This window comes from Enterococcus sp. LJL90, assembly GCF_056924355.1.
The window spans coordinates 282,186-306,936 of record NZ_JBXPBQ010000001.1 but is presented as its reverse complement, the minus strand read 5'-3'; the positions used below and the strand labels follow the sequence as shown (position 1 = coordinate 306,936).

General features: G+C 42.7%; 22 protein-coding genes. 10 read left to right on the top strand and 12 right to left on the bottom strand.

The window, feature by feature from the left end:
* Nucleotides 1-17: 17 nt before the first annotated feature.
* From AC1Z3S_RS01395 to AC1Z3S_RS01365, 7 genes are all read right to left on the bottom strand, one after another.
* Nucleotides 18-1,343: a PTS sugar transporter subunit IIC gene (locus AC1Z3S_RS01395; RefSeq protein WP_461735785.1), complete on the bottom strand. Its 1,326-nt coding sequence runs from the start codon at nt 1,341-1,343 to the stop codon at nt 18-20.
* Between the two features lie 25 nt (nt 1,344-1,368).
* Nucleotides 1,369-1,713: a PTS sugar transporter subunit IIB gene (locus AC1Z3S_RS01390; protein WP_461735786.1), complete on the bottom strand. Its 345-nt coding sequence runs from the start codon at nt 1,711-1,713 to the stop codon at nt 1,369-1,371.
* Nucleotides 1,714-1,749: 36 nt separating this feature from the next.
* Nucleotides 1,750-2,055, bottom strand: a complete 306-nt coding sequence (locus AC1Z3S_RS01385) for a PTS sugar transporter subunit IIA (RefSeq protein WP_265456609.1) — start codon at nt 2,053-2,055, stop codon at nt 1,750-1,752.
* An 11-nt stretch (nt 2,056-2,066) separates the two neighbouring features.
* Nucleotides 2,067-3,110 (bottom strand): aminopeptidase, encoded by a 1,044-nt coding sequence (gene ypdE / locus AC1Z3S_RS01380; RefSeq protein ID WP_461738852.1) that lies wholly within the window; start codon nt 3,108-3,110, stop codon nt 2,067-2,069.
* A gap of 1 nt (nt 3,111) precedes the next feature.
* Complete coding sequence (locus tag AC1Z3S_RS01375) at nt 3,112-4,965, bottom strand: BglG family transcription antiterminator (RefSeq protein ID WP_461738851.1); 1,854 nt, start codon at nt 4,963-4,965, stop codon at nt 3,112-3,114.
* A 493-nt stretch (nt 4,966-5,458) separates the two neighbouring features.
* Complete coding sequence (locus tag AC1Z3S_RS01370; RefSeq protein ID WP_461738850.1) at nt 5,459-5,938, bottom strand: GNAT family N-acetyltransferase; 480 nt, start codon at nt 5,936-5,938, stop codon at nt 5,459-5,461.
* Nucleotides 5,939-6,035: 97 nt separating this feature from the next.
* Nucleotides 6,036-6,881 (bottom strand): SDR family oxidoreductase, encoded by an 846-nt coding sequence (locus AC1Z3S_RS01365; RefSeq protein WP_461738849.1) that lies wholly within the window; start codon nt 6,879-6,881, stop codon nt 6,036-6,038.
* Between the two features lie 180 nt (nt 6,882-7,061).
* Here AC1Z3S_RS01365 and AC1Z3S_RS01360 point away from each other — a divergent pair, with 180 nt between their 5' ends.
* The 3 genes from AC1Z3S_RS01360 to AC1Z3S_RS01350 all read left to right on the top strand — a co-directional run bounded on the left by AC1Z3S_RS01360 (nt 7,062) and on the right by AC1Z3S_RS01350 (nt 11,497).
* The gene (locus AC1Z3S_RS01360; protein ID WP_461738848.1) at nt 7,062-7,526 is read left to right on the top strand and encodes an Rrf2 family transcriptional regulator; all 465 of its coding nucleotides are present in this window, start codon (nt 7,062-7,064) and stop codon (nt 7,524-7,526) included.
* Nucleotides 7,527-7,548: 22 nt separating this feature from the next.
* Nucleotides 7,549-8,883, top strand: a complete 1,335-nt coding sequence (locus tag AC1Z3S_RS01355; RefSeq protein ID WP_461738847.1) for a metallophosphoesterase — start codon at nt 7,549-7,551, stop codon at nt 8,881-8,883.
* A gap of 259 nt (nt 8,884-9,142) precedes the next feature.
* Entirely contained in the window at nt 9,143-11,497 is a 2,355-nt protein-coding gene (locus AC1Z3S_RS01350; RefSeq protein WP_461738846.1) for an HAD-IC family P-type ATPase, read from the top strand.
* 160 nt (nt 11,498-11,657) lie between these two features.
* Here AC1Z3S_RS01350 and AC1Z3S_RS01345 read toward each other — a convergent pair whose 3' ends face one another.
* On the bottom strand, nt 11,658-12,122 hold the full coding sequence (locus tag AC1Z3S_RS01345; protein WP_461738845.1) for a DUF1307 domain-containing protein: 465 nt from the start codon (nt 12,120-12,122) through the stop codon (nt 11,658-11,660).
* Nucleotides 12,123-12,671: 549 nt separating this feature from the next.
* The gene (locus AC1Z3S_RS01340; RefSeq protein ID WP_461738844.1) at nt 12,672-13,619 is read right to left on the bottom strand and encodes an NADP-dependent oxidoreductase; all 948 of its coding nucleotides are present in this window, start codon (nt 13,617-13,619) and stop codon (nt 12,672-12,674) included.
* 151 nt (nt 13,620-13,770) lie between these two features.
* Here AC1Z3S_RS01340 and AC1Z3S_RS01335 point away from each other — a divergent pair, with 151 nt between their 5' ends.
* From AC1Z3S_RS01335 to AC1Z3S_RS01305, 7 genes are all read left to right on the top strand, one after another.
* The gene (locus tag AC1Z3S_RS01335; RefSeq protein ID WP_461738843.1) at nt 13,771-14,373 is read left to right on the top strand and encodes a hypothetical protein; all 603 of its coding nucleotides are present in this window, start codon (nt 13,771-13,773) and stop codon (nt 14,371-14,373) included.
* A 453-nt stretch (nt 14,374-14,826) separates the two neighbouring features.
* Nucleotides 14,827-15,891 carry a D-alanine--D-serine ligase gene (gene vanC, locus AC1Z3S_RS01330; protein ID WP_461738842.1) on the top strand — a complete coding sequence of 355 codons (1,065 nt, stop codon included), beginning with the start codon at nt 14,827-14,829 and terminating at the stop codon, nt 15,889-15,891.
* The gene (vanXY, locus tag AC1Z3S_RS01325; RefSeq protein ID WP_461735798.1) at nt 15,863-16,438 is read left to right on the top strand and encodes a D,D-carboxypeptidase/D,D-dipeptidase VanXY; all 576 of its coding nucleotides are present in this window, start codon (nt 15,863-15,865) and stop codon (nt 16,436-16,438) included. The genes vanC and vanXY overlap by 29 nt, the downstream gene beginning before the upstream one ends.
* The gene (gene vanT, locus AC1Z3S_RS01320; RefSeq protein WP_461738841.1) at nt 16,435-18,537 is read left to right on the top strand and encodes a membrane-bound serine racemase VanT; all 2,103 of its coding nucleotides are present in this window, start codon (nt 16,435-16,437) and stop codon (nt 18,535-18,537) included. Before vanXY ends, vanT begins: the two co-directional genes overlap by 4 nt.
* Before the next feature lie 61 nt (nt 18,538-18,598).
* Nucleotides 18,599-19,294: a VanR-ABDEGLN family response regulator transcription factor gene (gene vanR / locus AC1Z3S_RS01315; protein ID WP_461738840.1), complete on the top strand. Its 696-nt coding sequence runs from the start codon at nt 18,599-18,601 to the stop codon at nt 19,292-19,294.
* Nucleotides 19,284-20,369 carry a vancomycin resistance histidine kinase VanS gene (gene vanS / locus AC1Z3S_RS01310; RefSeq protein ID WP_461738839.1) on the top strand — a complete coding sequence of 362 codons (1,086 nt, stop codon included), beginning with the start codon at nt 19,284-19,286 and terminating at the stop codon, nt 20,367-20,369. The genes vanR and vanS overlap by 11 nt, the downstream gene beginning before the upstream one ends.
* Nucleotides 20,370-20,629: 260 nt before the next feature.
* The gene (locus AC1Z3S_RS01305; RefSeq protein ID WP_461738838.1) at nt 20,630-21,193 is read left to right on the top strand and encodes a sugar O-acetyltransferase; all 564 of its coding nucleotides are present in this window, start codon (nt 20,630-20,632) and stop codon (nt 21,191-21,193) included.
* Between the two features lie 236 nt (nt 21,194-21,429).
* On the opposite strand, the gene AC1Z3S_RS01300 is transcribed toward AC1Z3S_RS01305, so the two are convergent.
* The 3 genes from AC1Z3S_RS01300 to abc-f form a co-directional block, all read right to left on the bottom strand.
* A complete protein-coding gene (locus tag AC1Z3S_RS01300) occupies nt 21,430-22,269 on the bottom strand; it encodes an HAD family hydrolase (RefSeq protein ID WP_461738837.1) in 840 nt (279 codons plus the stop codon).
* A 13-nt stretch (nt 22,270-22,282) separates the two neighbouring features.
* A complete protein-coding gene (locus AC1Z3S_RS01295; RefSeq protein ID WP_461738836.1) occupies nt 22,283-23,029 on the bottom strand; it encodes a DeoR/GlpR family DNA-binding transcription regulator in 747 nt (248 codons plus the stop codon).
* 160 nt (nt 23,030-23,189) lie between these two features.
* Nucleotides 23,190-24,659 (bottom strand): ribosomal protection-like ABC-F family protein, encoded by a 1,470-nt coding sequence (gene abc-f, locus AC1Z3S_RS01290; RefSeq protein WP_461738835.1) that lies wholly within the window; start codon nt 24,657-24,659, stop codon nt 23,190-23,192.
* Nucleotides 24,660-24,751 lie beyond the last annotated feature (92 nt).

Below are 24,751 nucleotides of genomic sequence, written 5' to 3'. Positions count from 1 at the left end.
CATTTCACTTGGCGAAATTAGAAGTCTAAGTCAAGACCATCCAAGATATCACTATCTTTTTCGTCGAAGATTTTCTTTTCTTCTTGTTTCTTGTGTTCATTTTTCAATTCATTGCGTTCCATAATCTTGAAGAATGGCAGATACAAGGCAACTGTCAACACTAGTTGCAAGCCGTTAGCCACGATGGAGCGCCAGTCGCCATTGGTCAAGAAGCCTTCTAAGAAAACACCCACATACGGCGGATCAAAAATTGGTTTGCTGAGCCAGCCCCAGTGCATTAAGAACATTGGTAACGTTCCGATGATCGCCCCACCGAAAACGTGAGGGATAAACATGATGGGATTTAAAATAATCGGTGCTCCGAATAAAATCGGTTCGTTAATCCCAAACAATGCTGGGAACAAGGAAACTTTCCCGATTTGACGATAGCGTTTGCTCTTAGACAACATGCAGGCAATCACACAACCGATGGAAATCCCGCAGCCGGTAAAACCGAAGAAGGCGCTGGAAGCTCCCGCTGTGTAAAAATGCGGAATTGGTTCGCCAGCTTGGAAAGCGGCAATATTTTCCGCAATAAAGGCCACCATGATTGGTCGGGTAATTGGACTGAAAACAGAAGAATGAATCCCAAAGAAGAAAATCAAACAGATACAGAAGTTCAAGGCCAAGACTGACCACGGATTATCCATTGAACCAACTAATGGTGCTAAGAAACGCGTTAAGATGGTTGGTGGTAATTCCCCAACTGTATTCATAAAGATAAAGCGACCTAAAATAAAGGTGCCCCCGACAATTAAAGTAACCGGTATCAATTCAAAGGAGCGGGAAACAAAGTCCGGCACACCTTCGGGCATTCTGATGGTCAAATTTTTCTTTTGACAGAAGTGATACAATTCAACCGTGATTAAAGAAACAAACATAGCGGTAAAGAGACCTTTTGCCCCTAAGTTGGTCATATCTAGGGCGCCATCTTCCGTAAAAGTTGCGACCATGAACAAGAAAGCAAAGGTTGATAAGGTAATGGCACCAGGAATGTACAGCTTGTAATGATTGGCTAAATTATAAGCAATCGCCATACAGGCATACAAACCAATCAAGCCTGTCGATAATGACACTGGCAAATTAAATAATTCCGCATTGTTTAAAATAAATTGACTAAAGGCATTGCCTTCTCCCAGCATATTCGGCAGTGCTGGTAAAATGGCGAAGAAACTGCCTAGGATGGTAAAGGGCGTCATCGCCACCATCCCAGCTTTAATTGCGCTGAGATGAGGCTGGTTATCAACTTTATGGGCTAGGGGGACAAAGAAACGATTCATAAAGGCTTCAAATTTTGCAAACATGGTTTTTCCCTCTCCTTATGTGAATTTAAACGGCTTTTTGATTCGCCAGCTGATGTTTTTTATATGTGACTAACGCTAGTTTCATCACGGTGGCGCCATCCATTTGACCGTAGACATCTTTATCAATCACTGCAAAGGGAATATTTCTTGGTTCTAAAACCGATTTGATAAAATCAACTTTATGGGTGATTTGCGGTCCGACTAAAACTAAATCCCAGCCGTCAATTTGATCTTCAATAGAATCTGCAGGAATCGCTGTAAAATCAAAATCTTCATCCTTTAATTTGGCGCTTTGTTGGACAACCTTGCGCATATTTTGCATTAACATATTTGTTGAAAAGCCTCCGGCACAGCATAGTAAAATTCTCATGATACATTCTCTCCTTAGTTGGTTTAATATAATTTTTTATTCAAATACCGTGATTAGTGTTTCGATTAAATCTCTCGCCAATTGACTGGTCATATAGTGATCTTGAGCATGGACCATCAAAAGGCCAATCTCTGATGATTCTTCGTCTTCATTCAGCTCTTTTGAAATTAATTCCGTTTGAATATTGTGGGCTTCTAAATCCAGCGAGCGGGATTCTTTGATTAATTCCCGCGCTCGGTCAAATTCTTTGGTCTTCACACATTTCAATGCTTCAAAGGCTTTGGCCTTGCTGTCTCCGGAAATGGAAATCAATTTCACAATGTTTAGTTCTTCTGTTGTCATCTTTTACTCTCCTAAATAAAATTCACCATGCGGCGATAAGTTTCTTCATTAAAATCAAGTAGCAATTGTTTATACAAAGCAATCATCTGGTCAACATCTTGACCGTTAACAATCGAATAAGCGCAGTGTCCATAGCGAACTGGTAAAATAGTAACCACAGTTGGCTTGCCATCATTGACTTTATGGGCTTCGCCGCCGTCCGTACCACCGGCGTTAAACATATCCAGTTGCAGCGGTAGCTCGGCCTTTTTAGCTGTTTTCTTAACATATTGCAGCATTTCCAAATTTGGTGCTAAGGTCCGGTCGAAATGAGTTAAAATCGGCCCGGCACCGATTTGCCGCTGATTGGTATGATTGCGGACAAATTGTGTACTGAAGGTGGCAACATCAATCACAAAGACGATATCTGGATTGATTTTTTGAACGGCTGTCTTAGCGCCACGTATGCCGACCTCTTCACTGGAGGTATTTGCAAAATGGACAGTCAGCGGTAATTCAACTTCCACCAGCTCCTTCATCAGCTCCGCCATCACAAAGCAGGCCAGTCGATCATCAAAGGCTTTACCGGCATAAATATTTTTAACAGCAAAGGCTTCAAATTCTGTTGCATAGCAGACCATATTGCCGACTTCAATTCCCAAAGCGGCAACTTCTTCGGCGCTGGTTGCCCCTAAATCACAGTAAAGATTTTCGGTGGTACCATTTTGAAAATCACCATTGATGACAGCGCTGATTTTGCGACCGTCAAATGTTGTGATGCGGACTTTTTGCAAATGTTGGGCCAAAGGTTTCACGCCGCCGACCACCATCAGATGAATCAAGCCTAACTCGCTGATACTGCGGACCATAAAGCCAACCTCATCCATATGGCCGCAAATCATAATACTCTTGTCAGATTGCTGACTTCGCTTGGTAAAAATCAGACTGCCCAACCCGTCCGTCGTCTTTTCATAGGGCAGCTTACCAACCTCAGCTAAAATGGCTTGGCGCACCTCTTTTTCATTGCTGGCAATTCCGTCAGCGTTTGATAAGGCTTTCAAAAAATTGCTGTTCAACTTACTTCCTTCTTCCTAAAACTTTCTTTAATGTATAGTAAAATTCTTGAAAATTATTACTCTTAACTAAAATCGCTACCGCCGCTGGATTACTCATCAGCTTACTGAGCTCTTTAGAAATAATCCGATGCCGCTCCAGTTGTTTTTCCTCTAGAGAGACCATAAAAATAATTTGCGGATTATTTTGGGCCTCGCTAGTCCCCTCCGGCAATACGCCGACAAAAATCTGATTGCGACTGCCCTGCATGGTCAGTGGATGGGGAATGGCAATTCCATTTTGATAAACCGTAGATAGATAATCTTCCCTTTCTAAAAGGGAAGCGCTATAGCCGGAACCGCCGCCAGCTGCTTCTAAATTTTCCGATAGCTTAGCTAAAATCTTGCGATAAGGTTGCTTAGGTAAAATCGCAAAATTTTCTGCTGAGAAAAGTTCGAAAAAGCTTTCCTCAATCGAAAAATTTTCCTCCTGCTGCAACAAGTCGAGGTTTTCACTGACCTCCAGATAATCTAGCTCGCTTTGGACTTCATTGATTAAAATCACCGGACAATTTAATTCCAACTGCAATTCAATAATCGAAAAAACTAAGTCTGGAAAATAATCTTGAATCTTTTGGACTTCAAACATTGAAAAAGTTTGAATTTTAGCCTGCGGGAAAATCCGCCGCAGTTTCATTTCCACCAGATAAGCCATCCCGCCTCCGGAGGAACAGACGACAGCAATGCGGTAAATATTTTCAATCAGCTCCTGCTGCCGCTTATGAAACGGCACTGTCATATGGGTTGCCAGATAACCGATTTCTCCTGATGAAATCGTCAGCTGATATTGCTGCTCTAACCATTTTGCAAAGAGCACCGCATAATTGAAAATCGTCGGATATTTTTTGCTGATTTCTTCGACATAGGGATTATCCAAAGGCAGCGCCTGCCGTGAGCGCTCAATCAATGAGGCGACATGTAGATAGACCAGATGGATAAATTCTTGATCTTCAGCAAAATGGGTTTGCTGCTGTTGATCCTGTTCTTTAAAGTAGTTTAAAATTTCCAGCTGCAGCTCCTCTCGGTTGCTGCGGATAGCCAAAGTCTTGGTCTTGGCTAAAATGCTGGCTTCAAAATACTGATAAGCTTCCTCAGAAAGCTGTAACGAAAGCCCCGCTGCTTGAAACAGCTCCGCCAACAGATAGCCCTCTGACTTAGCAACTGTCCCTTGACTTTCAATCAGTATCAACAACATAATTTCCTCTTCTAAATGACGAAAGTCGCTGTAATCAATATCCCACTGCCGCTTGGCAACCAATTGAAACAAGGCTGCCTGCAAAGCCTGACGTTTAGTTTCGGTTAATGCTTCAGCTAATAGCTCCTGCAGCTTGGGATTTTCCCGTTGCAAGCGATCCATCAACAGCAAAAGTCGGTTGCGTAAATCACCGATGATTCTGACACCATAGTGGGCTTTGCGCTCTAATTTAAGTGCGGTACCATCGAGATACTCGGCGAGCTTGGCCAAATCATTTTTAATTTGGCTTTGACTGACTAAAAAAGTCTCGCTGATTGCTTGAATCGTTTGATATTCCTCTTTGACTAATAAAATAATCAGCAGCGATTCTAAACGCATCTGCTGCATATCAATTGAAGAATCGGCAGCATTTTTTTGATACTCTTGAAACAATTCTTGATTGGTAATCACTAAATGATAGCCCAGCTTGCGGGAACGTTCGATGAGAAAACCGTTCTCCGTTGCCGCCAGCTGCTGAAGATCATTGCGGATTGTCCGAGGCGGCACGCCGACAATATCCGCCAGTTCATCCGGCTTCAGATATTCTTGGGCTAATAAAGCCATTACAATTTTTGCCTCCCGCATCCCTTCAGCTCCTTTATTTAAGCGCTATCATTTGACATCCCCAGTATAGAAAAATCTTTCGCAATAGAAAAGTCCATCTTTTGCCATTTCTTTTTGCAAAAATTAGCTGAAATGAAAACAACGCAGCGCTAGTAAAATTTTTTTAAGATTTGTGAACGAAATCACTTTTTAAAAGATAACTAATTTCCCGGAAAAATACGAGAAATTTCACGGTTAGTTCTTTAATAAAAATATGAGAGAACTATCATTGTTCATATAAAAAAGCTGAAGGCGTCTGCTTCAGCAAAATTTTAGAACGTATTATCGACTCTTTTCAAGCTCACTAAAGATTTACCACCAGCTGCTCAGCAAAAACTTAAGCAGCTGCAATAAAAAACAATAAAGCCACCGCTAGCGAAAATTGCCATCAAGAAAGCTCAGGCTGCAGCTGATTGCCTGAAATCCAGAGAATAATTTCAGCGGGTTTGTGCAACCCTGCATTACCGATTTTTACCTATAAGACATAATAATAGATAAAATAATCCTCAAATTCCCCAGATGGTAACCGAAAACCCTGCGGTACAGCACCGGCTTTTTGAAAGCCGATTTTTTCGTAGAGATGAATGGCGCCGGCATTATTAGCGACAACCGCATTAAATTGCATCAGCTGAAAGCCAAACGCTTTGGCGATTTTCAATGAGTCTCGAACCAGCTGCTCACCGATTTTTTGGCCTTTGACGTCTTGCTTAACACCATAGGAAGCATTGCCCACATGGCCAATCCGGCCGACGGAATTTGGATGTAAAATGTAAAAGCCGACCACTTCCCCCGCCAATTCCGCCACCTGCGTACGGGTCTGTTCAGCAAAGAAAATTTCAGCTTGGGCTGCTGACAGCTCGCTCTCTTGGGGAAAATACAAGCCATCTGCTACCACTTCATTCCAAATCGCCGTCACTGCCGGCAAATCTTTTTGTTGATACTCCCGTAAAATCATCTCTCATCCTCCGAACCTACTAATAAGATTTAAGTATACCCCAGACAAGCAAAAAAAGCCCCGCCTTAAGGGAGACTTTTCTGATAGTTATTGGTAATTATTGTAATAATTCTTTGACGCCATCTGTTAGGCTAGTAAGTGGTCGGCCTAACGCTTTGGCAAAATCAGCAGACGTAACATCTAGCACACCCGCTTTAATATCTGCTTGGAAGCCGTAAAAAATTTCAGCAACTGGGGCTGGTAAACCGGCTGCTACGAGGCTCGCCTCGAAATCTTTTTGACTGGCGTCCTTAACGGCTAATGTTTTACCGGTTGCTTCTTCAACAGCAGTCACCAATGTTTGGTAAGTAACAGGCGTGCCAGAAAGTTCTAAAATTTCTGGATAGTCGTTGTCGGCAATCGCTTTAGCGCCGACTTCCGCGTATTCCCGCCGTAAAGCCCAACCAGTTTTACCAGCGCCACCAGCATGAACAAATTCTCCGCTTTGTAAGGCAGCGCCAATTAGTGGCAATTCATTTTCCAAATACCAATTATTCCGCAAAAAAGTGTGGGGAATGTTCGCTGCTTCAATGGCTTTTTCAGTATAGGCATGGTCAGCTGCTAATGCGCTGACAGAATTTTGCGCATCAGCAAAACTTGTATAAGCGATGTAAGAGACTCCCGCCGCCTTGGCAGCGTCGACAACATTTTGGTGTTCTTGTTGGCGATTGCCCGGCGCACCAGAAACAAATAATAAGCGATCAATTCCTGCAAAGGCTGCGTTTAATTCTGTTGGTTGATCGTAATCGGCTAGACGGACATTAAAGCCTGCCGCTGTTAAGTCAGCCTCTTTTTCAGCGCTGCGGGCCAACGCATAAATATTTTCTTGAGGCACTAAGGCCTGCAAACTTTTTAACGCTGCTGTTCCAAATCCTCCAGTGGCACCTGTGACTAAATAATTCATAATAAATCGCTCCTTTTTTTAGCTGCCAACAAATTTTCAGAGAAAACCGAAAATTTTTGATTGCTGGCAACTGATTCCTTTTTGAATTTTTTAATTTTGTCAGCTGTAACTTTTATAATTACAGCATTATCTTACAGTTTGTGCTAAGATTAGTCAAGAATTTAATTCGGAGGAATTTAGATGCGTTATTCAGTTAGATTTTCAGATGCGATTCACATCTTAGCTTATATTGAAATGTTTCAAGGAACTGATTTATCCAGTGAGATGATTGCCAAAAGTATTGAAACAAATCCCGCCAATGTTCGCAAATTGATGAGCTATTTGCGAAACAGCCAGCTGATTCTCACTCAAAATGGCAAGGCCAAACCGACATTAGCCCGCAAGCCTGAAGAGATTACCCTCTTTGATATTTATCGCAGCATCGAAGGAGAAAGCAATTTGATTCAAGTCGATGAAAAAACTAATCCGGCTTGTATCGTGGGTGGGAATATCCAGAAGGTTTTACAAGCAAAATATGACGACCTGCAAGCAGCCGTCGAAGGCGAAATGAAAAAAATCACTTTGGCGGAAATTATTCATGATATTTCTGTCGATGAAGTCGCTCAAAGACCAGAAAGTTTCCAGACGGTCAGCCGCTTTTTATAAAGGAATGAAAGAAGTTTAACGAATGAAAAAATATTGGGGTATTGTGGGCGTGGGCCTGCTGCTGCTTGCCGTTTTTATCGGCATCAGCTGGTCTCAGGCCACCGAAAAACAAAGCTATTTGACAACTGAAGAACAAACCGATTTTTGGTTGATTACCGATCCGCACTTTTTAGCACCTAGTCTCCATGATGACGGTGAAGCCTTTCAGTTTATCCAAAGTACCGCCGCCGGTAAAGATTTGCGCTATCAAGAAGAAAGTCTGACAGCCTTTGTCGATCAAGCTTTAACAGCTAAACCTTCAGGCATTATTATCACCGGTGATTTAACCTTGAACGGTGAAAAAGTCAGCGCTGAAAAATTGGCAGAAATTTTAGCACCACTGGAAAAAGCCAACATTCCAGTTCTTTGCATTCCGGGAAATCATGATATTTATGATGGCTGGGCCCGTAGTTTTGCAGGCGACCAGCAAAATGTCGTTGCTAGTATCACCCCGGATGACTTTAAGAATTTATTTCCTGCCGGCTTTACGCAGGCTGCCAGCAGTGATCCAGATTCTTTAAGTTACACGATTAATCTCAATCAAACCTACCGGCTATTTTTCTTGGATACCAATATTTACAGTGAAGCCAACAGCAGCAGTCAACCAACTACTAACGGTGTGCTTACTGATAATTCTCTAGAGTGGCTGACAGAGCAGCTGCAAATTGCCAAAGATGAAGGCCAGACTCCCGTCGTTTTTATGCATCACAATCTTTATATGCATAATAGTCAAGTCAATAAAGGCTATGTGTTAGACAATGCTGACGAGGTAAAGAAAATTTTTACTGAATACCAAGTCCCCATCGTCTTTTCGGGTCATATCCATGCCCAAGATATTCTCGGCGGAACAACAGGCGAGCCTCAAGAAGTTGTCACCAGCTCCTTTGCGATGACGGATCAGGCCTATGGGGTTATTACGTTAAACGAGCAGGAAATCACTTACCAACGGGAAAATTTATCCGTTGATGAGTGGGCGCAGGCGCAAGGCTTGAGCAATCCCGATTTGCTTAACTATCGGGATTATTTAAAGGATTTATTTTTAAAGGATAGCCAAGCGATGACCTATTCCAGCACCTATCGGACCGGCGATTTTGCTGGCACAGAATTAACCGCAGCCGCTGATTTGGTGGCTGAATTAAATTGGAATTTTTTCACCGGCCATGATTTATACACGGCTGACGAAAAAGCAGCCATTCAAAATTCAGCAGAATATCAATTTCTCAGCAGCCGTTCTAATTTTCTGCCTAGCTATTTAGACAGCTTGATGACCGATACGACCAGCGACCAAGAGATTAGCATTTCCCTCTCTAAAAAATAAAAGAGAGAATAGCTTGATATCCGCTGTTTTCCATTTATAAAAAATCTTTTCACAATAAATAAAAGCAAAGCACTGGATTAAACAGAAATTTTATAATTCTGTTGATTAAGTGCTTTGCTTTTTTATTTTATCAGAGCATGGGTAAGTAAAATTTATTCGTTAAATTTCAGCTAACAAAACTGTTATCCAAATCGCCGTTCTGATATTAGCCAAGAATTTTTTCTTCCTGTAAGATAGAGTAAAAAGGAGGCGGTTAACAATGGCAAAAATTCCGGTTGTCTTGCCGGCTGAGATTACAGGTCTCACCTTAGCAGAAATCAGTCAGGCTCAAAAAAGCGGCCATGTAAATCAGAGTGCCTCAACGACTTTAAAAAGTACCAAAGATATTCTGCGGGAAAATATTTTCACTTTATTTAATCTGTTAAATGTTGTCTTAGCCGCACTGGTTGTCTGGGTTGGTTCCCCGCAAAATGCTTTATTTTTAATGGTGATGATTATCAACAGCGGCATTGGTATCTTTCAAGAGCTGCGGTCAAAAAAAACGATTGATTCCTTGGCAATTCTAGCAAAAGTTCCGGTTGTCGCTGTCAGAAATGCTCAGTTTACCAGTCTTTCTGAAGAGGAAATTCTGTTAGGCGACACCTTATTTTTACAAGCGGGGGATCAAATCCCCGCTGACGGTATTGTAATCAGCCAGCCGGCTTTTTTAGTGGATGAATCTTTATTAACTGGTGAGTCTAATAAAATTACTAAAGGCCGTGGCGATCAACTTTTAAGCGGTAGTTTTGTGACTGCCGGTGAAGTGTATTATCAAGTTACGGCCGTTGGTGCCGATAATTATGCAACAAAATTACTGAATGATGCCCGCTTTAAAAAGCGGCCGCAGTCTGAACTCTTGCTAATGCTGCGGAAGCTGACACGAGTCTTAACGCTGGTGATTATTCCTTTTGGGATTTTGATGATTTATCAGCAGCTGCAAAATGCGGAATCCTTTCAACAGGCTATCTTGGGCAGTGTGGCGGCAGTCGTGAGTATTATCCCCGAAGGCTTAGTCCTGTTAACCGGTGTCGCCTTTGCCGTTGGTGCCGCCAATCTTGCTAAGCAAAAAGTTTTAGTCCAATCTTTACCTAGCATTGAAACTTTGGCCCGGGTCAACACCCTGTGTTTAGATAAAACTGGCACCATCACTGATGGCACCTTAACCGTTGAAAAAATCGTGCCGCTGCAGGACTTATCTGAGATCCAGCTTGGCCAAAAAATTGCGACCTTGTTAGCTTCTTCAGCTGATCAAAACGCAACCGCTCAAGCCCTCAGAAAAAAATTTCCCGCTGACCAGCCGGTTGTCCCAGAAGAGGTCATTCCATTTTCCTCCGATTACAAATGGAGCGGCGCCAAATTTGCAGCGGGCTTTTTAGCAATGGGGGCCGCTGAATATATTTTTGCCGAGGTTCCCGCTGAGGTCGCCAAACAAAGCCAAGCCTTTATGGCAGAAGGCTATCGCGTATTGGTCATCGTTTCGGCGACGAAAGTGTCAGCCAATTATCGTCTCGTGGAACCTCAAGCGTTGGGGCTGATTGTCTTAGGTGACAGTCTGCGGGAGAATGCGACTGCTATTTTCCAATTGCTGATTAAACAAGGGGTCTCTTTAAAAATTATCTCTGGTGATCATCCGCTGACCGTTTCGAAAATTGCTGAAAAAGCTGGTATTCCTGAGACAAGTCACTTTGTCGATATGTCGAATATTCCTGATGACACTGATTTTGCTCAGCTCGTTGAAAATAATACTGTCTTTGGTCGGGTTTCACCCTATCAAAAGCAAAAGCTCTTGCAGGGCTTGAAACAAAATCAACAGGTCACCGGGATGGTCGGCGACGGTGTCAATGATATTTTAGCTTTGCGGGAGGCAGACATCGGCATTGCGATGGCACAGGGTAGCCAAGCGGCTCGGGCAGTCGCCGATGTGGTCTTACTGACGGGGGATTTCTCAGTTATGGAAAGCATCATTAAAGAAGGCCGCCGCGTGATTAATAATCTGCAGCGGGTCTCCTCCATGTATTTAGTCAAAACTATTTATGCAATTTTACTGGCGCTGATTTTTATTTTGTTAGCCACAGCTTATCCCTTCGCGCCTTTACAATTAACGCCGATTAATGCTTTAACCGTCGGCATTCCCAGCTTCTTTTTAGCTTTACAGCCTAGCTATGAACGCCCCCGCGGCAATGTTTTAGACAATGTCTTGCGGATTTCTGTCCCCGCAGCTTTAAATGTTGTCATCAGTGTGCTGGGAATTAAATTTATCGGCGATATCTGGCAGCTTGATTCCGCCGTCACCTCCACGTTAAGCGTCTTTTTAGTCGGCGTGGTCGGCTTAAAAGTTTTACTGCGGGTTTCTTTACCTCTGAATTCAAAAAAAATCTGGCTTCTCTTGGTGATGACCGCCAGTCTGATTTTCTGTTTTTTATTCTTAGGTAAAATTTTTATGTATGACAATGTCTTCGATGCCGATTTACTGATTCTAATTCCTTTTATTCTCTTTATCCACTTCTTCTTCGACTGGACTTCCCGGTTGATGAACCAAGTGATTTACTGGAAAAACCTGCGCAAAAAAGAATAGCAAAACCACCGCCAGTCCCTTGAGGAGTGGCGGCGGTTTTTGGCTCATTATCAAGCTAAGAAGAAAAATGTAAATCCTTCAGATGCTAAGACATCCTATTCATTTTTCTGAAAATCTAAAGTCATTCATAAACGCACAAAGCAATCATTTCTTCTTAAAACTATTCTTCGCTCAAGCCTAAATCTTCCAACTGAGTTGCTAGTTCATCATAGGCAACATCACCAGTATCGGCTGTCGTTCCTGTTAGATCGTTGAAGACTGTTGGGTCGACATTTTCCAAATCCAAAGTGATTGTGACACTGAAAACATTGTCGGTAAAATCATTTTCAATTGTTACGCCCTCGCTGCCATCATACTCCTCATACTGGGCGGCCAATTCATCCTCAATGGCTGCCTGTTGAGTTTCATCCAAATCCGCTGTATCCAAACCCAACGTTGTCAAATCAAAGCTCGACACCATTTCAACTTGATTGACAGTTTGATCTTCGTGGGTGACTTTGACCGTCACATCTGCACCAGAATAAGAACCAGAAAAAGTATTTACCTCTGTCTGAGTGCCCCCGCAAGCCCCTAAAAAGACTAGTCCCAATGCCAACATTCCCAAAATTTTTCCAATACGTTTCATTTTCTACTCCCCTATCCACTTTTTTTAGCTACTTTTTAGCCAAGTGATTCATTTTACAGTTTTCTCACTTTACCAAAAAAGTCCAATTATCAATTGGTTACGCTTCCTTAATGGTAATATAGACGTTTTGGGAATGCAATCTCATTTTTAGCGGAGCGGCTACTTTTAAGTCAAGCTGTTCGGTAAAATCGAGCTGTCCTCCGTATTTAGCTAAAAAAATACAACTCAGCTAAAGTTAACGAGCCATAATTTCTATCTGAAACTACAACTAAATCTCCAAGCTCATTGCGAATAAAATTTCACCTGATACGCTACTTTTCAAATTGTTGTCTTCAGCTGAAATTGATTTTTGTTGAATAGATCAAGAAATTCAATAATAGTTAAAAACTGATTTTTCAAAAAAAATACCGCAAGCAAGGTTTTCATCAAACAGCGTAGTGACTTCCAAAAGTTAGACCAAAAAGCTAACATTTGAGGGTCGATACACAACCTAACTTGCGGCGGCATTTCTTTTTCAATTATTTTAATGACAGCGAGTCTGGAAAAATTTTAAATCTTTTCCTGATTGCTAATCACAATCTTTCCGCTGGCATGATGAGTAGCACTTAAATCATGGGCGGCTTTTATGCCGTCTGCGGTTAGAGGATAGGTGGCGCCAATCACGCTTTTGATTTTTCCGGCAGCCAGCAAATCGGCTATTTCTTGCAGATGCTTGCCACTAGGTTGCAGCCAAATGCTTTTGGCTAATTGAACTTTGGCGGCTTGGTCGGCTGCGGGCTCGCCGACGATTGAAATCAAGCGGCCTTCTGGATGCAAAACATCAAAGCTTTTAGCCTGAACCTCGCCCCCCATCGTATCAAATACTAAATCGACCTTGTCGATGACTTCGGCAAAGTCAACTTTTCGATAGTCAATGACTTCGTCAGCGCCTAAGCTTTTTAATAATTCATGGTTTTGCTCGCTAGCGGTGGTAATTACTCTGGCGCCAGCATTTTTAGCTAACTGAATGGCATAGATACCCACACCGCCGGCTCCAGCATGAATCAAAACCGTTTCGCCAGCTGACAGTTTTCCATGGGTGAATAAAGCTTGATAAGCCGTTTCACCGGCTAACGGCACTGCCGCTGCTTCAGCAAAACTAATATTTTCTGGTTTTTTAGCTAAGAGATGGTCGTCAACAATCGTTAAGTCGGCGTAAGTCCCAAAACGGGTTGTTTCCGGCCGGGCAAAAACTAAATCCCCAACTTGCCAATGGTTGACCTGACTGCCGATGGCAACAATTTCACCGGCAACATCCCAGCCTAAAATAATCGGAAAATCCCAAGTCATCATTTGTGACAAATAGCCTTCCCGTAATTTCCAATCGATTGGATTGACCGAGGTCGCGGCTACCTTAACTAAAACTTGATGTTCGCCAAGTTCTGGCAAGGTTACTTGAGCCTCTTTTAAACGACTGCTGTCGCCGTATTCTTCAATGACAATGGCTCTTGTTTCCATAATATAATCTCCTTTAGTGTTGCGTTGAATATGATTCATTATAAATCTTTAGTGAAAAAGTTGATAACCTTCTGCTTAAGGGAGTGACTGCCACATCAACTCAATGGCTTATGCTATACTTTATTTAGTATTTAGGAGTGGAGGGGTTAAAATGGGTTGTTTTTTTAATCGCGAAAAGCAAGAGGAAAAGGAGCGGCAAGACGCCAGTCAATTCCGGAAGGTGATGCAGACTTATCAGAAATATGCAGAATTCCCTTATATTAATCCAGACGAGTCGCTGTTAAACGAGCGCATTCAACAGCTAGCTACCGGAGCAATCCCATTTGTTGAGCCGGACGTGATGGAGCGCAATCAAGATGGCTATTTATTAGGTGAGCTGATTTTATTGGATTGGCTACACGGGAAAAGCTCAGAAATCAATGATTTTCCAGATTATTTTGAACTTAAATTGGGAATTAATGCTGCTGAAACTGTTATGCCGCTGTTAGATGATGACTGTCTAGATATTTTAGAGGATGAAGGTGCCTTGTATTTCTGGCCTTTAGAGGAATTGAATGATTTGGCTGAAGAATATGGCTTAGAAAGAAAAGCCACTTATGATGAGCTGATTGCTAGTTTTAAAGCGGACTTCACCCCCGATTTTTTGGCGGATTTGATTGGCCGGGGCGTTTATGTGCCGATGGAATATGGTCAGCAGCTATTGACTAAATACCAGGCAGACATCGAAGCGTTTCAAACAAAACATCAACTATAAACAATTGCCCATTTAGCAAAAATTTGTGAATTTTTGCTAAATGGGCTTTTTTATTTATCCTTAAAATTTTGCTGGTTACAAAAGGCAGCTTGCTTGATGTGCAGCGGCTTAACTAAGTGCCGCTGATTTCCTCCTGTGTCGTGAAGAAAATCATCGATAAAGATTAACAGCAAAATCACCAAGCAAAATTTTAAGCAGTTTCAATCCTTGCCGATACTTTTTTGGCAAAACCAGTCAAGGCTTACTACTTTAAAATTTCTCCTTTTAAAAAGGCTAACTACACAGAGTCTTCCGCAACTCCAATTTCACAATCCCAAAACCAAGTGCCTGCAAATGTCATAAATTTGTCAGTATTTCCAGAGAAAAACTGTAGAAACCCAAGACGGAAAGCGCAAATATTGATTTTTCATCCCTGTTAGACTGACTTTAAAGAACAAGTTAGGGAGTGGGAAGATGAAAAAAATTGCGTTAATTTTTGGCGGAACTTCTTCAGAGTATGAAGTGTCTTTGGCGTCAGCAGCGGGAGTTTTAGCAGCTTTACATGAATTGGAGGACTATCAAGTTTTTCCAATTGGCATCACGAGAGGTGGCGATTGGTTTTTAACTGACGCTGATGCTGAACAGCTTCAACAGGATACTTGGCAGGCCTCCTCATTATGTCAATCAGCTACGCCACAGTTTAACGGCCAAGGTTTTTGGCTCAGTAAGGACCAAAAATTTTTCAAGCCTGATGTTCTATTGCCGATTTTACATGGCGGCAGTGGCGAGGACGGTAGCTTGCAGGGACTTTTTGAAATGATGGCCCTGCCTTATGCCGGTTGCGGCGTTGCGGCTTCGGCCCTGTGTATGAATAAATTTCTCCTGCATCAATTTGCAGATACACTAGGTATCAAAAGTGCCGCCACTGTTTTGTTGGATAGCATCACCAATCAGCAAACGGTTGAACAATTTATAAAAAATGTTGGCTTGCCGATTTTCGTTAAGCCTAATGAAGCCGGTTCGTCTAAAGGCATCAGCAAAGTGACTGAACTAGAACAGCTGCCACAAGCTTTAGCAGAGGCCTTCAGGTACAGCCGACAGGTGATTTTGCAAAAGGCTGTCAGCGGTATTGAAATCGGCTGTGGTATTTTAGGCAATCATGACCTGCAGCTGGGGGCCTGCGATGAAATTTCTTTAGCCGGCCAATTTTTTGACTACGTGGAAAAATATCAGCTGTTAACCGCCAAAATTACCGTGCCAGCCCAAATACCAGCGGAAATCAGCGAAAAAATTCAAGACCAAGCACAGCGTCTTTATCAACATTTAGGCTGTCGCGGCCTAGCCCGGGTTGATTTCTTTTTGACGGACGATGGCACTTTTTTATTGAATGAAGTCAACACCTTACCGGGCTTCACGCCCCACTCTCGCTTTCCGGCGATGATGGCAGCGGCCGGTATCAGCTATAACCAAGTGCTAGAAAAATTGATTACCTTAGCAGAGGAGGCCCATCATGAAAAACATTTACTTGCAATTAGTTAACCGCCAGCATCCCCTCCTTAAAAGCAATGAGCCACAGCATTTGGTTTTAGCTCCCTTCAGCGAAAAAGATATTTATCTGCAGCCGGAAGTTGCCAAGCAGTTACAAAAATTATTAACCGACTGGCAGCTGACAGAAGACATCATTCTGTTAGACGGCTACCGGACTGAACAGGAACAGCGAAAATTATGGGAATTTTCGCTGGCAGAACACGGACCTAAATACACGGCTGAATTTGTCGCCTATCCCGGTTGCAGTGAACATCAAACAGGATTGGCTGTCGATTTAGGTTTACGGGGAGCTGATAATGATTTAATTGCTCCTAGTTTTCAAACTGGTCCAACTGTAACAAAATTTTTAGCTGAGATGGCCAACTACGGCTTTATTCTCCGTTATCCGCCGCATAAACAAGAAATCACGGGCATCGGTTATGAACCGTGGCATTTCCGGTACGTCGGCGTACCCCACAGTCATATTATCAGCGGACAAGATTGGACTTTGGAAGAGTATCTGCAATTTTTACAGGATACTAGCAGGTCAATCGCATGAACAAACAAAATGCTAGTATCAATAATTTCCGACTGCTCGCTGCTGTGATGGTGGTGGCGATTCACTGCTATCCTTTTCAAAGTTTCGCACCGGAGCTGGACACCCTCATCACCCTAACTTTATTTCGAGTGTCCGTCCCGTTTTTCTTAATGGTCACGGGCTATTATTTAATTGGCCCGCTGGCTAGAAAAAAGCAATTTCCGCAACGTCTGCGGGTCAAAAAATTCCTAAAAAAGCAGCTTTACCTTTATTTAGCGGCGAATTTACTCTATTTGCCGCTGGCGCTTTACAGTGGCGAAATTTCTTTGCAGATGTCGTTAGCTAAATTTTTACAGGAGTTAATTTTTGATGGTTTTCTTTATCATCTATGGTATTTTCCGGCGTTGCTTTTAGGTGTTTTCCTCGTCAGTCTGCTGCTAAAAAAATTCTCCTTGAAATCGGTACTCGCCATTGCCATTGGTCTGTATCTGATTGGTTTAGGCGGCGATAGCTGGTGGGGGATTACCCGTCAGCTGCCGTTTTTAAAAACTTTTTATAATGGTCTCTTTTACTTCTTCGGATTAACTCGTAATGGTCTCTTTCTAGTGCCCCTGTTTTTAGTCTTGGGAGCCATTCTGTATCAAAAACGGAGCTTTCAAGCTCAGCGCAATACGCTTTTCTTGATCGTTTCAGCAATCGGTCTTTTAGCGGAAAGTTTTGCCCTGCACCACTGGTCTCAGCCCCGTCACGACAGCATGTATCTCTTATTGCCATTGGTCATGTATTTTCTATTTCAGGAGGTGTTCCATTGGCAGTCGCAAAAAACTTTGGGAAATGCCAGCAGGCTTGCACTAGGAATTTATCTTTTTCATCCTTATATGATTGCCATTTGGCATTTTATCGCAAACAAAGTGCCGCTTTTAAAAAATAGTTTAGTTAATTTTTTAGTCGTTCTACTGTCGACCTTTTTAATCTGTTGGCTGGCCTTCAAACTTCTGGCAAAACTGACCAAAAAAAATTCAAAAGGACCAGCAAGAGCCTCAAAGCAGCTGTCAACTAAAGCGCTGAAGGCTAACTTAGCTGAAATTAACCGGATTATTCCTGAAAAAACCAAAGTGATGGCGGTGGTGAAAGCCAATGCCTACGGGACCGATGCGAATATTTTTGCCAAAACTTTGGCGCAAAACGGAGTCGATTTTTTTGCCGTGGCTACCTTAGAAGAGGGAATCGCCCTGAGGGAAGCCGGAATTGCCGAGCAAATTTTAATTCTCGGCTATACTTCTGCCCGCCGCATAAAAGAGATTAAAGCCTATGACTTAGTTCAAACGATTGTCAGCGAAGCTCATGCGGCCGCTTTAAATCAACAAGGAATAGCGATTGATTGTCATTTGAAGGTCGATACCGGCATGCATCGTTTGGGCGTAGCGGCTGATGTTCAAAAAATTAAAGCTCTCTATCAACTGCCCTATTTAAAAATTAAGGGAATTTATTCCCATCTAGGTTCTGCTGATGAACTGTCAGCGGCGGCTAGAGAGCGGACCGAAAAACAAATTGCCGTTTTCAATCATTTGTTAGAGCAATTAAGAGGCCAGCAAGTTCCCTTTGGCGTGACTCATCTGCAAAGCAGTTACGGCATTTTGAATTATCCAGCCTTAACCTATGATTATGTCCGTCCCGGCATTCTTTTATATGGCTGTCTCAGTAGTCAACGTGACGTGCCTAAAGAAAAAATTACCCTCACGCCGGTCGTTGAAGTGCAGGCCCAATTGATTTCTAAAAAATGGGTGGCGGCTCAGGAATATTTGGGCTATAGCCTAGCCACACAATTATCAGAAAGCCGTTTAATCGGCGTAGTCAGCATTGGCTATGCTGACGGCATCCCCCGCAATTTAAGCCAGACCGACTGGCAGCTGACCTATCAAGATCACCAGCTGCCGCAAATTGGTCGGATTTGCATGGATATGCTGCTGATTGATTTAACGGCTTGTCCAGAAATCCCTTTGGAGGCTCAGTTGAATGTGCTGCCGGATATTTTAGCTGCCGCCACAGAAACTGCGACCTTGACCAATGAAATTCTCAGTCGCTTAGGCGATCGTTTAACCGTTGAGGTCTCCAGTTAAGCTGTAAATTGTGCTACACTGAAAAAGAGATTTCTTAAAAATCAGAGCTGGAGTGAAGGAAATGACAGATACAATTGTCGTGGTGGATGATGAAAAGGAAATTGCCAATCTGATGGCAACCTTTTTGAAAAATGAAGGCTTTCAGGTGGCAGCCTTTTATAACGGCAGCGAGGCTTTGGCCTTCATTGACCAAAATGCTGTTTCTTTGGCGGTGCTGGACGTGATGCTGCCGGACATCGACGGCTTTCAATTATTGCAAAACATTCGGGAACATTATTTTTTTCCGGTGCTGATGCTAACCGCAAAGGGCGAGGACTTGGATAAAATTACTGGACTGACTTTGGGGGCAGATGATTATATCACCAAGCCCTTTAATCCATTAGAGGTTGTGGCACGGGTCAAAACGCAATTGCGCCGCAGTCAGCGCTATAATCAACCGACAGCCCCGCAAGCAGATACGGAATTTGCCAAAGACGGGCTGATTCTTCAAAAAAACAGCCATAAAGTCTTACTTTTTGAGCGGGAAATCATGATTACCCCGATTGAATTTAAAATTTTGCTGTATTTATTTGAACATCAAGGGACCGTCGTTTCCTCCGAGGAATTGTTTGAGGCCGTCTGGCAGGAAAAATATTTAGACAACAACAATACGGTGATGGCCCACATTGCGCGGCTGCGGGAAAAGCTCAAGGAGCAGCCCCGCAAACCAAAATTTATTAAGACCGTCTGGGGGGTTGGCTATATCATTGAAAAATAACTTGAAAAATCCGTTAATCAGAAGAATTCTTTTCCGCTACGTGTCGACAATCGTGATTGCCTTTGCCATTTTGGCGCTGATTCCCTTGACGATTTTAATCGTCATGAATTTTTGGACCTGGTATGGAGATGAGTTTATTTATCGGCTGGTTCATTTCTTCTATAATAATCTGATTGCGACCTTTTTAATCAGCGGCATTGCTCTTTGGTTAGCTATCACCTTTTATTTCTTTAGCAAGATTGCCAGCTATTTGAATGAAACCATTCATGGCACTAGCCAACTGCTGGCCAGTCCCGAGCAGCGCATTAAATTATCACCAGATTTGGTGGCGGTTCAAGACGAAATGAATGAGCTGCGGGAAAATAATAACCGCACGCAGCGGGCCGCCAAAGAAGCCGAACAGCGGAAAAATGATTTAATCGTTTATTTGGCCCATGATTTGCGGACGCCTTTGACTAGTGTCATCGGCTATTTGACTCTCTTAAAGGAAGAGCCCCAGCTATCTTTAGATATGCGGGCCCGCTACACTGATATTGCCTTAGACAAGGCGGAGCGTTTGGAACAATTAATCAATGAATTCTTTGAAATCACCCGTTTTAATTTGACTAGCCTGACATTGAATAAACAAGTGATTGATTTGAGCATTATGCTAGAGCAGATTAGCTATGAGTTTCTGCCAATTTTAGAAGAAAAAAATCTCCAGTGGCAATTGGAGATTGAAAAGGAAGTTTTGGCAACCGTCGATGCAGAAAAAATGGAGCGGGTCTTTGATAATCTGATTCGCAATGCGATTAATTACAGTTTTGCTGATTCAGTTATTACCTTGAAACTAGCCAAAAAAGAACAAATTGAAATTACGTTTAGCAATAGCGGCTACACGATTCCCCCGGAGAAACTGGCCCGAATTTTCGAGCCCTTTTACCGGATGGACAGCTCCCGGGCCAGCGCCACCGGTGGCACCGGCTTAGGCCTGCCGATTGCAAAAGATATTGTCGAGGCTTTAGACGGCATGATAACTGCCGCCAGTCGTGACAACCAGATTATTTTTACCATCAGCTTACCTTTGAGCAATTAATTTTTGTTAACCGTCACGAGGCTGTGACATTAGTTAGAACAAAGCCGAACTTTACGAAGGACAGCTAGTGAAACCACTAGCTAGTGTTAATTTGCGCTTCGGACATATTGGACCGCAGGAGCAAGTATCATATAGTTCGGGGGTTCAGCTGTTAAAAAAACTAATATCAAAGGCTCGTTTTTTTCTGATTTAAACTGCCCAACGCCTGCAAAATACGGTAAACTAGTGAGTAAATAAATGCAAAAAGGAGATTTAAACCCATGTTGCCAAAAGAAATTTTTGATACGTTAAATTCTGGTGAGCTCTACTTTGAAACCAAGGAAATGAATCAGCTGCAAGCCCATTATCGGGACTTGTTATTCGAATTCAATCAGCTGCCCCCCAACGAACCACAGCGCTTAGCGGCGATTGCTGCTGAATTATTCGGGGATTTTGCTGAGGGTGCTTACATCGAGCGACCCGTTAAAGCCAATTGGGGCATCAACACTTATTTTGGAAAAAACGTTTATGCCAATTTTGGCTTGACTCTCGTCGATGACGCTAAGATTGATTTAAAAGACGATGTTATGATTGGACCAAATGTGACGATTATCACCGGCACCCATCCTTTAAAGGCTGCCGAACGAAAAGAGCGGGGGCAGTACAATCTACCCGTCACGATTGAAAAAAATGTCTGGCTAGGTGCCGGTTCCATTATTTTTCCCGGCGTGACCATCGGTGAAAATACCGTGATTGGCGCCGGCAGTTTGGTGACCAAATCTGTTCCGGCAAATGTTGTCGCTTATGGCCAGCCGTGTAAAGTAATTAAAGAGTTAGAAAAATAAAAAGCATGGCTGTAACCTTAGTCTTGTTAACAGATGGAATCCCAAACTATATTATATTTGGCGGTGTTTACCAGATATTGTTTGGAAAATCAGTTCTGTTTTAACTAAGGTCACAGCCTCACTACCTAAAATCAAAAAATAACCGCAACCTGTAAGCTCACCAAAGCCAGCTAGTGAAACTGGCTTTTGACGAAAAGCTTGGGTTGCGGTTTTTTTTAAAACAAAAAAATTGCCTCCTAATTTTTTTCCTTTAAAACATATTCAGCTAGAGCTTGGGCAACACCGTGTTGATTATTGCTGACAGTCTGAAAACGAGCCTGTTGCCGCACTGCTTCCGGTGCATTAGCCATCGCCACACCGATACCGGCTAGTTCTAACATTGGCAAATCATTGAAATTGTCGCCAATCGTCAACACTTCCTTTAAATCTACGTGATAATATGCCGCTAATTCCCGCAACGCCTTTTCTTTAGAAACTGCTTGGTGAGTAATTTCCAGATAATTATCTTTAGAAAGATAAAAGACAGTTTCTGATAGCGGCAGCTCTTTTAAAAACCCTAACGCTATTTCAATTTCTGCAACTTCGCCGACAATCAAAAATTTATGAATAGGCAGTTGAGCATTTTCCAACAGCTGGCTGATGTCGTGAATCTTTGGTGTGTCCTCAGTAATAGTTGCCTCGATTTCCACCCAACGATCTAGTCTTTCGGCATACCAATCGGCTCCTGAATACAGACTGATGGATAGAGCGGGAAAATTAGTTAACAGGGCTGTGACAATTTTTTGGGCCTCATGCCGCTTAATTTCATGGCTGAAAAGTGGTTGATAATTCGCTGGATTGGCTTCCTTCAAAATCAAGGCACCGTTGTAACAGGCCAGCGGCTCACTTTGTAGATTCAAATCAGCAGCAATCTGATACATGCCCTTAGGAGAACGGGCTGAAGCCAAAATAAAAGGAATATCTTTTTGCTTTAGTTGTCGCAGCGCCAATTTTAATGGCTCCTCCACCTGGTGCTGGTCATTTAAAATGGTCCCGTCAATATCACTGATAACTAATTTAATTTCTCCTGCTGTCATCCTGTTGTCCTCCTTAATAAATAATTTTCAACTGGGGTGTCAAAAGTGCCTGCTGCGCTGCATTTGGTTTTTTATCAGTAATAAGATAGTCAAATTGATTGATGCTGCCAATGCTGTATGTCGACATCTTTTCAAACTTGCTACCTTCTGCCAGCAGCACTTTTTTCTTGGCTTGGGCCAAAATTAATTGCTTCACTCTAGCATCCTCTTCATCCTGATAACTAACAAGACCGTCTTTTAAACCGGCCGCACCGATAAAGGCCAGATCAAAGCGCATATTTTCCAATAACTGGGTTTCCTTTAAAGAATAATAAAACCGGTTCTCTGGATAAAACTTACCGCCAATCAAGTGAAAGCTAACATTTTGTTTACCACTTAATAAAATTGCGTTGTCGAGGGAGTGGGAATAAATCTTACTCTTCTGGGTAACTAATTGCGCTAGTTTTAACACAATCGTTGACACATCAAAAAAATAAGTGCCGTTGTCCTCTATAAAACTATTGGCCAATTTTGCGATATAGCGCTTAGATTCTGTGAAATCCTGTAGGCGCTCTTGGAAGCCCGCCATTTCATTGCCACCATTTTTACGAATGATGCCCCCGTGAATCCGTTTCAGTTGTCCCTTTTCTGCTAACAAGGCCACATCCCGACGAATAGTATCCTTGGAGACATCAAACAACTCCATTAACTCATTGGTTGACAGCTCCTCTTGTTTTTCCAATAATTCTAAAATTCTCACTAAGCGCTGTTCTTGATACATCTGCCTCACCTCATAGAGAGCATACCACACTTTTTAAGTTTTTGTAAGTATTTATAATTTTATCTAAGTTTTTAACCAAAAAAATCTCCAGACTAGCTAATACATTTAGCAAATAGTCTGAAGATTACTTTTAGCATTTTTAAATTTTTTAAACTTCTATCTAACCGCCAAAAACAAGTTTGGCATCTTCAATTTGATACACTTCCTCAGCGACGGCCTCCACAAAATAGCGGTCGTGAGAAGTAAACAATAGGGTTCCCGGATAAGCTCGTATTAATTTTTCCAAGGCGGAAATAGTGGCTGCATCGATAAAATTAGTCGGCTCATCCAAAATCAACACGTTGGCTGGCCGTAAAAAGACTAAGGCGAGGGCAACCCGTGTCGCTTCGCCGCCACTTAACGCAGCTAGCGGTTTGGTGATTTCTCCTTGTGCAAAGCCTAAATTATTTAAAATACTGCGGATGGTTGTTTCGGCAAACTCCGTTCGCTGACTGAGATAATCCAGAAGTCTTTGCTGACTAGCTAGTTGATAATCCAACTGCTGATAAGTCGAAAAAACAACCTTTGGCGAGACGGTGATGCCGGGAGCACCGGCCTGAATTGCCTTTAAAAAAGTGGATTTGCCAACACCGTTGCTGCCGGTAATCGCAATTTTTTTACCTAGAGGAAATTGAAAGTCGACGGCCTCCAATATAGTTTTCTCACCAAAGGCTAGGCTAACAGCTTCACCACGAATCGGAAATTTATTGTGGAGCGTCAACAATTTATTTTCGGGAAAAATTATTGCTCTACTGGTTTTGACGGGGGTCACCTCCGTCAATTGTGTCAATCTGGTTTCCAAACTCTTGGCTGATTTTTGCAGCCGTTTTTGTACGGTGTCCTTTTGCTTGGAAGCAGACAGGCGGTCTGGACGAACAGCTTGCTGTCGCTGTTTTTGCGTGACCTTGCCAGCCTTTTGCGCCTGCTCCTGTTTTTTAGCGATTGCTTTCGTCAGCCACTGTTTTTCCTGTAGGTATTGATCTGCTGCCCGCTCCTGCACTAAGGCAGCCTGCTCTTTTTGCTCCTTATAGGCGCTAAAATTGCCAGCAAATTCCCGTACCTGACCCTCAGCTACCTCCCAAATTTTGGTTGCCAGCTGATCTAAAAAATAGCGGTCATGACTGACAAAAATCAAAGTGCCATAATAATAGGTCAGCTCTGCTAATAAACTATCAATCCCCTGTTGGTCCAGATGGGTTGTTGGCTCATCCAACAGCAAACCCATTTGATAATTGCCCAACACTTCAGCCAATCTCAACTTGGTCGTTTCGCCGCCGCTTAAGACAGCGGCGGGTGCATTGGGCACTCGAAAGCGGCTTAGTAATTCGCCGACTTCGCTGTTTGCCATCAGCTGATCAGTCCCATTTTCCATCTGCGCAAAATAATTAAACTGAATTTCCCGCTGAACGTGACCTTTTTCTGGGGCAAGCTGGCCTTGAATCATCTTTAATAAAGTTGATTTGCCAGCTCCATTGGCCCCAACAATGCCGATACGCTCCTGTTGATAGGCACTTAGTTCAGGGATTGTTAAAATTTCTTGATTGCCGTAGCTATGTTCGATATTGCTCAATTTAACTGCTAAGGTTTCCATAATTTCCTGCTTTCTTCTCAGGAAAGCTGGTGCAACAAAAAAGGTTCTATCATCGGCGCGCCACTCAGCAAATCACCGCCGAAGCACAACAG

What these genes read in the sequence shown, in the direction of transcription:
- AC1Z3S_RS01395 (WP_461735785.1), bottom strand. Translation starts at nt 1,343, where the DNA reads ATGTTTGCAAAATTTGAAGCCTTTATGAATCGTTTCTTTGTCCCCCTA.
- AC1Z3S_RS01390 (WP_461735786.1), bottom strand. Translation starts at nt 1,713, where the DNA reads ATGAGAATTTTACTATGCTGTGCCGGAGGCTTTTCAACAAATATGTTA.
- AC1Z3S_RS01385 (WP_265456609.1), bottom strand. Translation starts at nt 2,055, where the DNA reads ATGACAACAGAAGAACTAAACATTGTGAAATTGATTTCCATTTCCGGA.
- AC1Z3S_RS01375 (WP_461738851.1), bottom strand. Translation starts at nt 4,965, where the DNA reads ATGCGGGAGGCAAAAATTGTAATGGCTTTATTAGCCCAAGAATATCTG.
- AC1Z3S_RS01370 (WP_461738850.1), bottom strand. Translation starts at nt 5,938, where the DNA reads ATGATTTTACGGGAGTATCAACAAAAAGATTTGCCGGCAGTGACGGCG.
- AC1Z3S_RS01365 (WP_461738849.1), bottom strand. Translation starts at nt 6,881, where the DNA reads ATGAATTATTTAGTCACAGGTGCCACTGGAGGATTTGGAACAGCAGCG.
- AC1Z3S_RS01360 (WP_461738848.1), top strand. Translation starts at nt 7,062, where the DNA reads ATGCGTTATTCAGTTAGATTTTCAGATGCGATTCACATCTTAGCTTAT.
- AC1Z3S_RS01355 (WP_461738847.1), top strand. Translation starts at nt 7,549, where the DNA reads ATGAAAAAATATTGGGGTATTGTGGGCGTGGGCCTGCTGCTGCTTGCC.
- AC1Z3S_RS01350 (WP_461738846.1), top strand. Translation starts at nt 9,143, where the DNA reads ATGGCAAAAATTCCGGTTGTCTTGCCGGCTGAGATTACAGGTCTCACC.
- AC1Z3S_RS01345 (WP_461738845.1), bottom strand. Translation starts at nt 12,122, where the DNA reads ATGAAACGTATTGGAAAAATTTTGGGAATGTTGGCATTGGGACTAGTC.
- AC1Z3S_RS01340 (WP_461738844.1), bottom strand. Translation starts at nt 13,619, where the DNA reads ATGGAAACAAGAGCCATTGTCATTGAAGAATACGGCGACAGCAGTCGT.
- AC1Z3S_RS01335 (WP_461738843.1), top strand. Translation starts at nt 13,771, where the DNA reads ATGGGTTGTTTTTTTAATCGCGAAAAGCAAGAGGAAAAGGAGCGGCAA.
- vanC (WP_461738842.1), top strand. Translation starts at nt 14,827, where the DNA reads ATGAAAAAAATTGCGTTAATTTTTGGCGGAACTTCTTCAGAGTATGAA.
- vanXY (WP_461735798.1), top strand. Translation starts at nt 15,863, where the DNA reads ATGAAAAACATTTACTTGCAATTAGTTAACCGCCAGCATCCCCTCCTT.
- vanT (WP_461738841.1), top strand. Translation starts at nt 16,435, where the DNA reads ATGAACAAACAAAATGCTAGTATCAATAATTTCCGACTGCTCGCTGCT.
- vanR (WP_461738840.1), top strand. Translation starts at nt 18,599, where the DNA reads ATGACAGATACAATTGTCGTGGTGGATGATGAAAAGGAAATTGCCAAT.
- AC1Z3S_RS01305 (WP_461738838.1), top strand. Translation starts at nt 20,630, where the DNA reads ATGTTGCCAAAAGAAATTTTTGATACGTTAAATTCTGGTGAGCTCTAC.
- AC1Z3S_RS01300 (WP_461738837.1), bottom strand. Translation starts at nt 22,269, where the DNA reads ATGACAGCAGGAGAAATTAAATTAGTTATCAGTGATATTGACGGGACC.
- AC1Z3S_RS01295 (WP_461738836.1), bottom strand. Translation starts at nt 23,029, where the DNA reads ATGTATCAAGAACAGCGCTTAGTGAGAATTTTAGAATTATTGGAAAAA.
- abc-f (WP_461738835.1), bottom strand. Translation starts at nt 24,659, where the DNA reads ATGGAAACCTTAGCAGTTAAATTGAGCAATATCGAACATAGCTACGGC.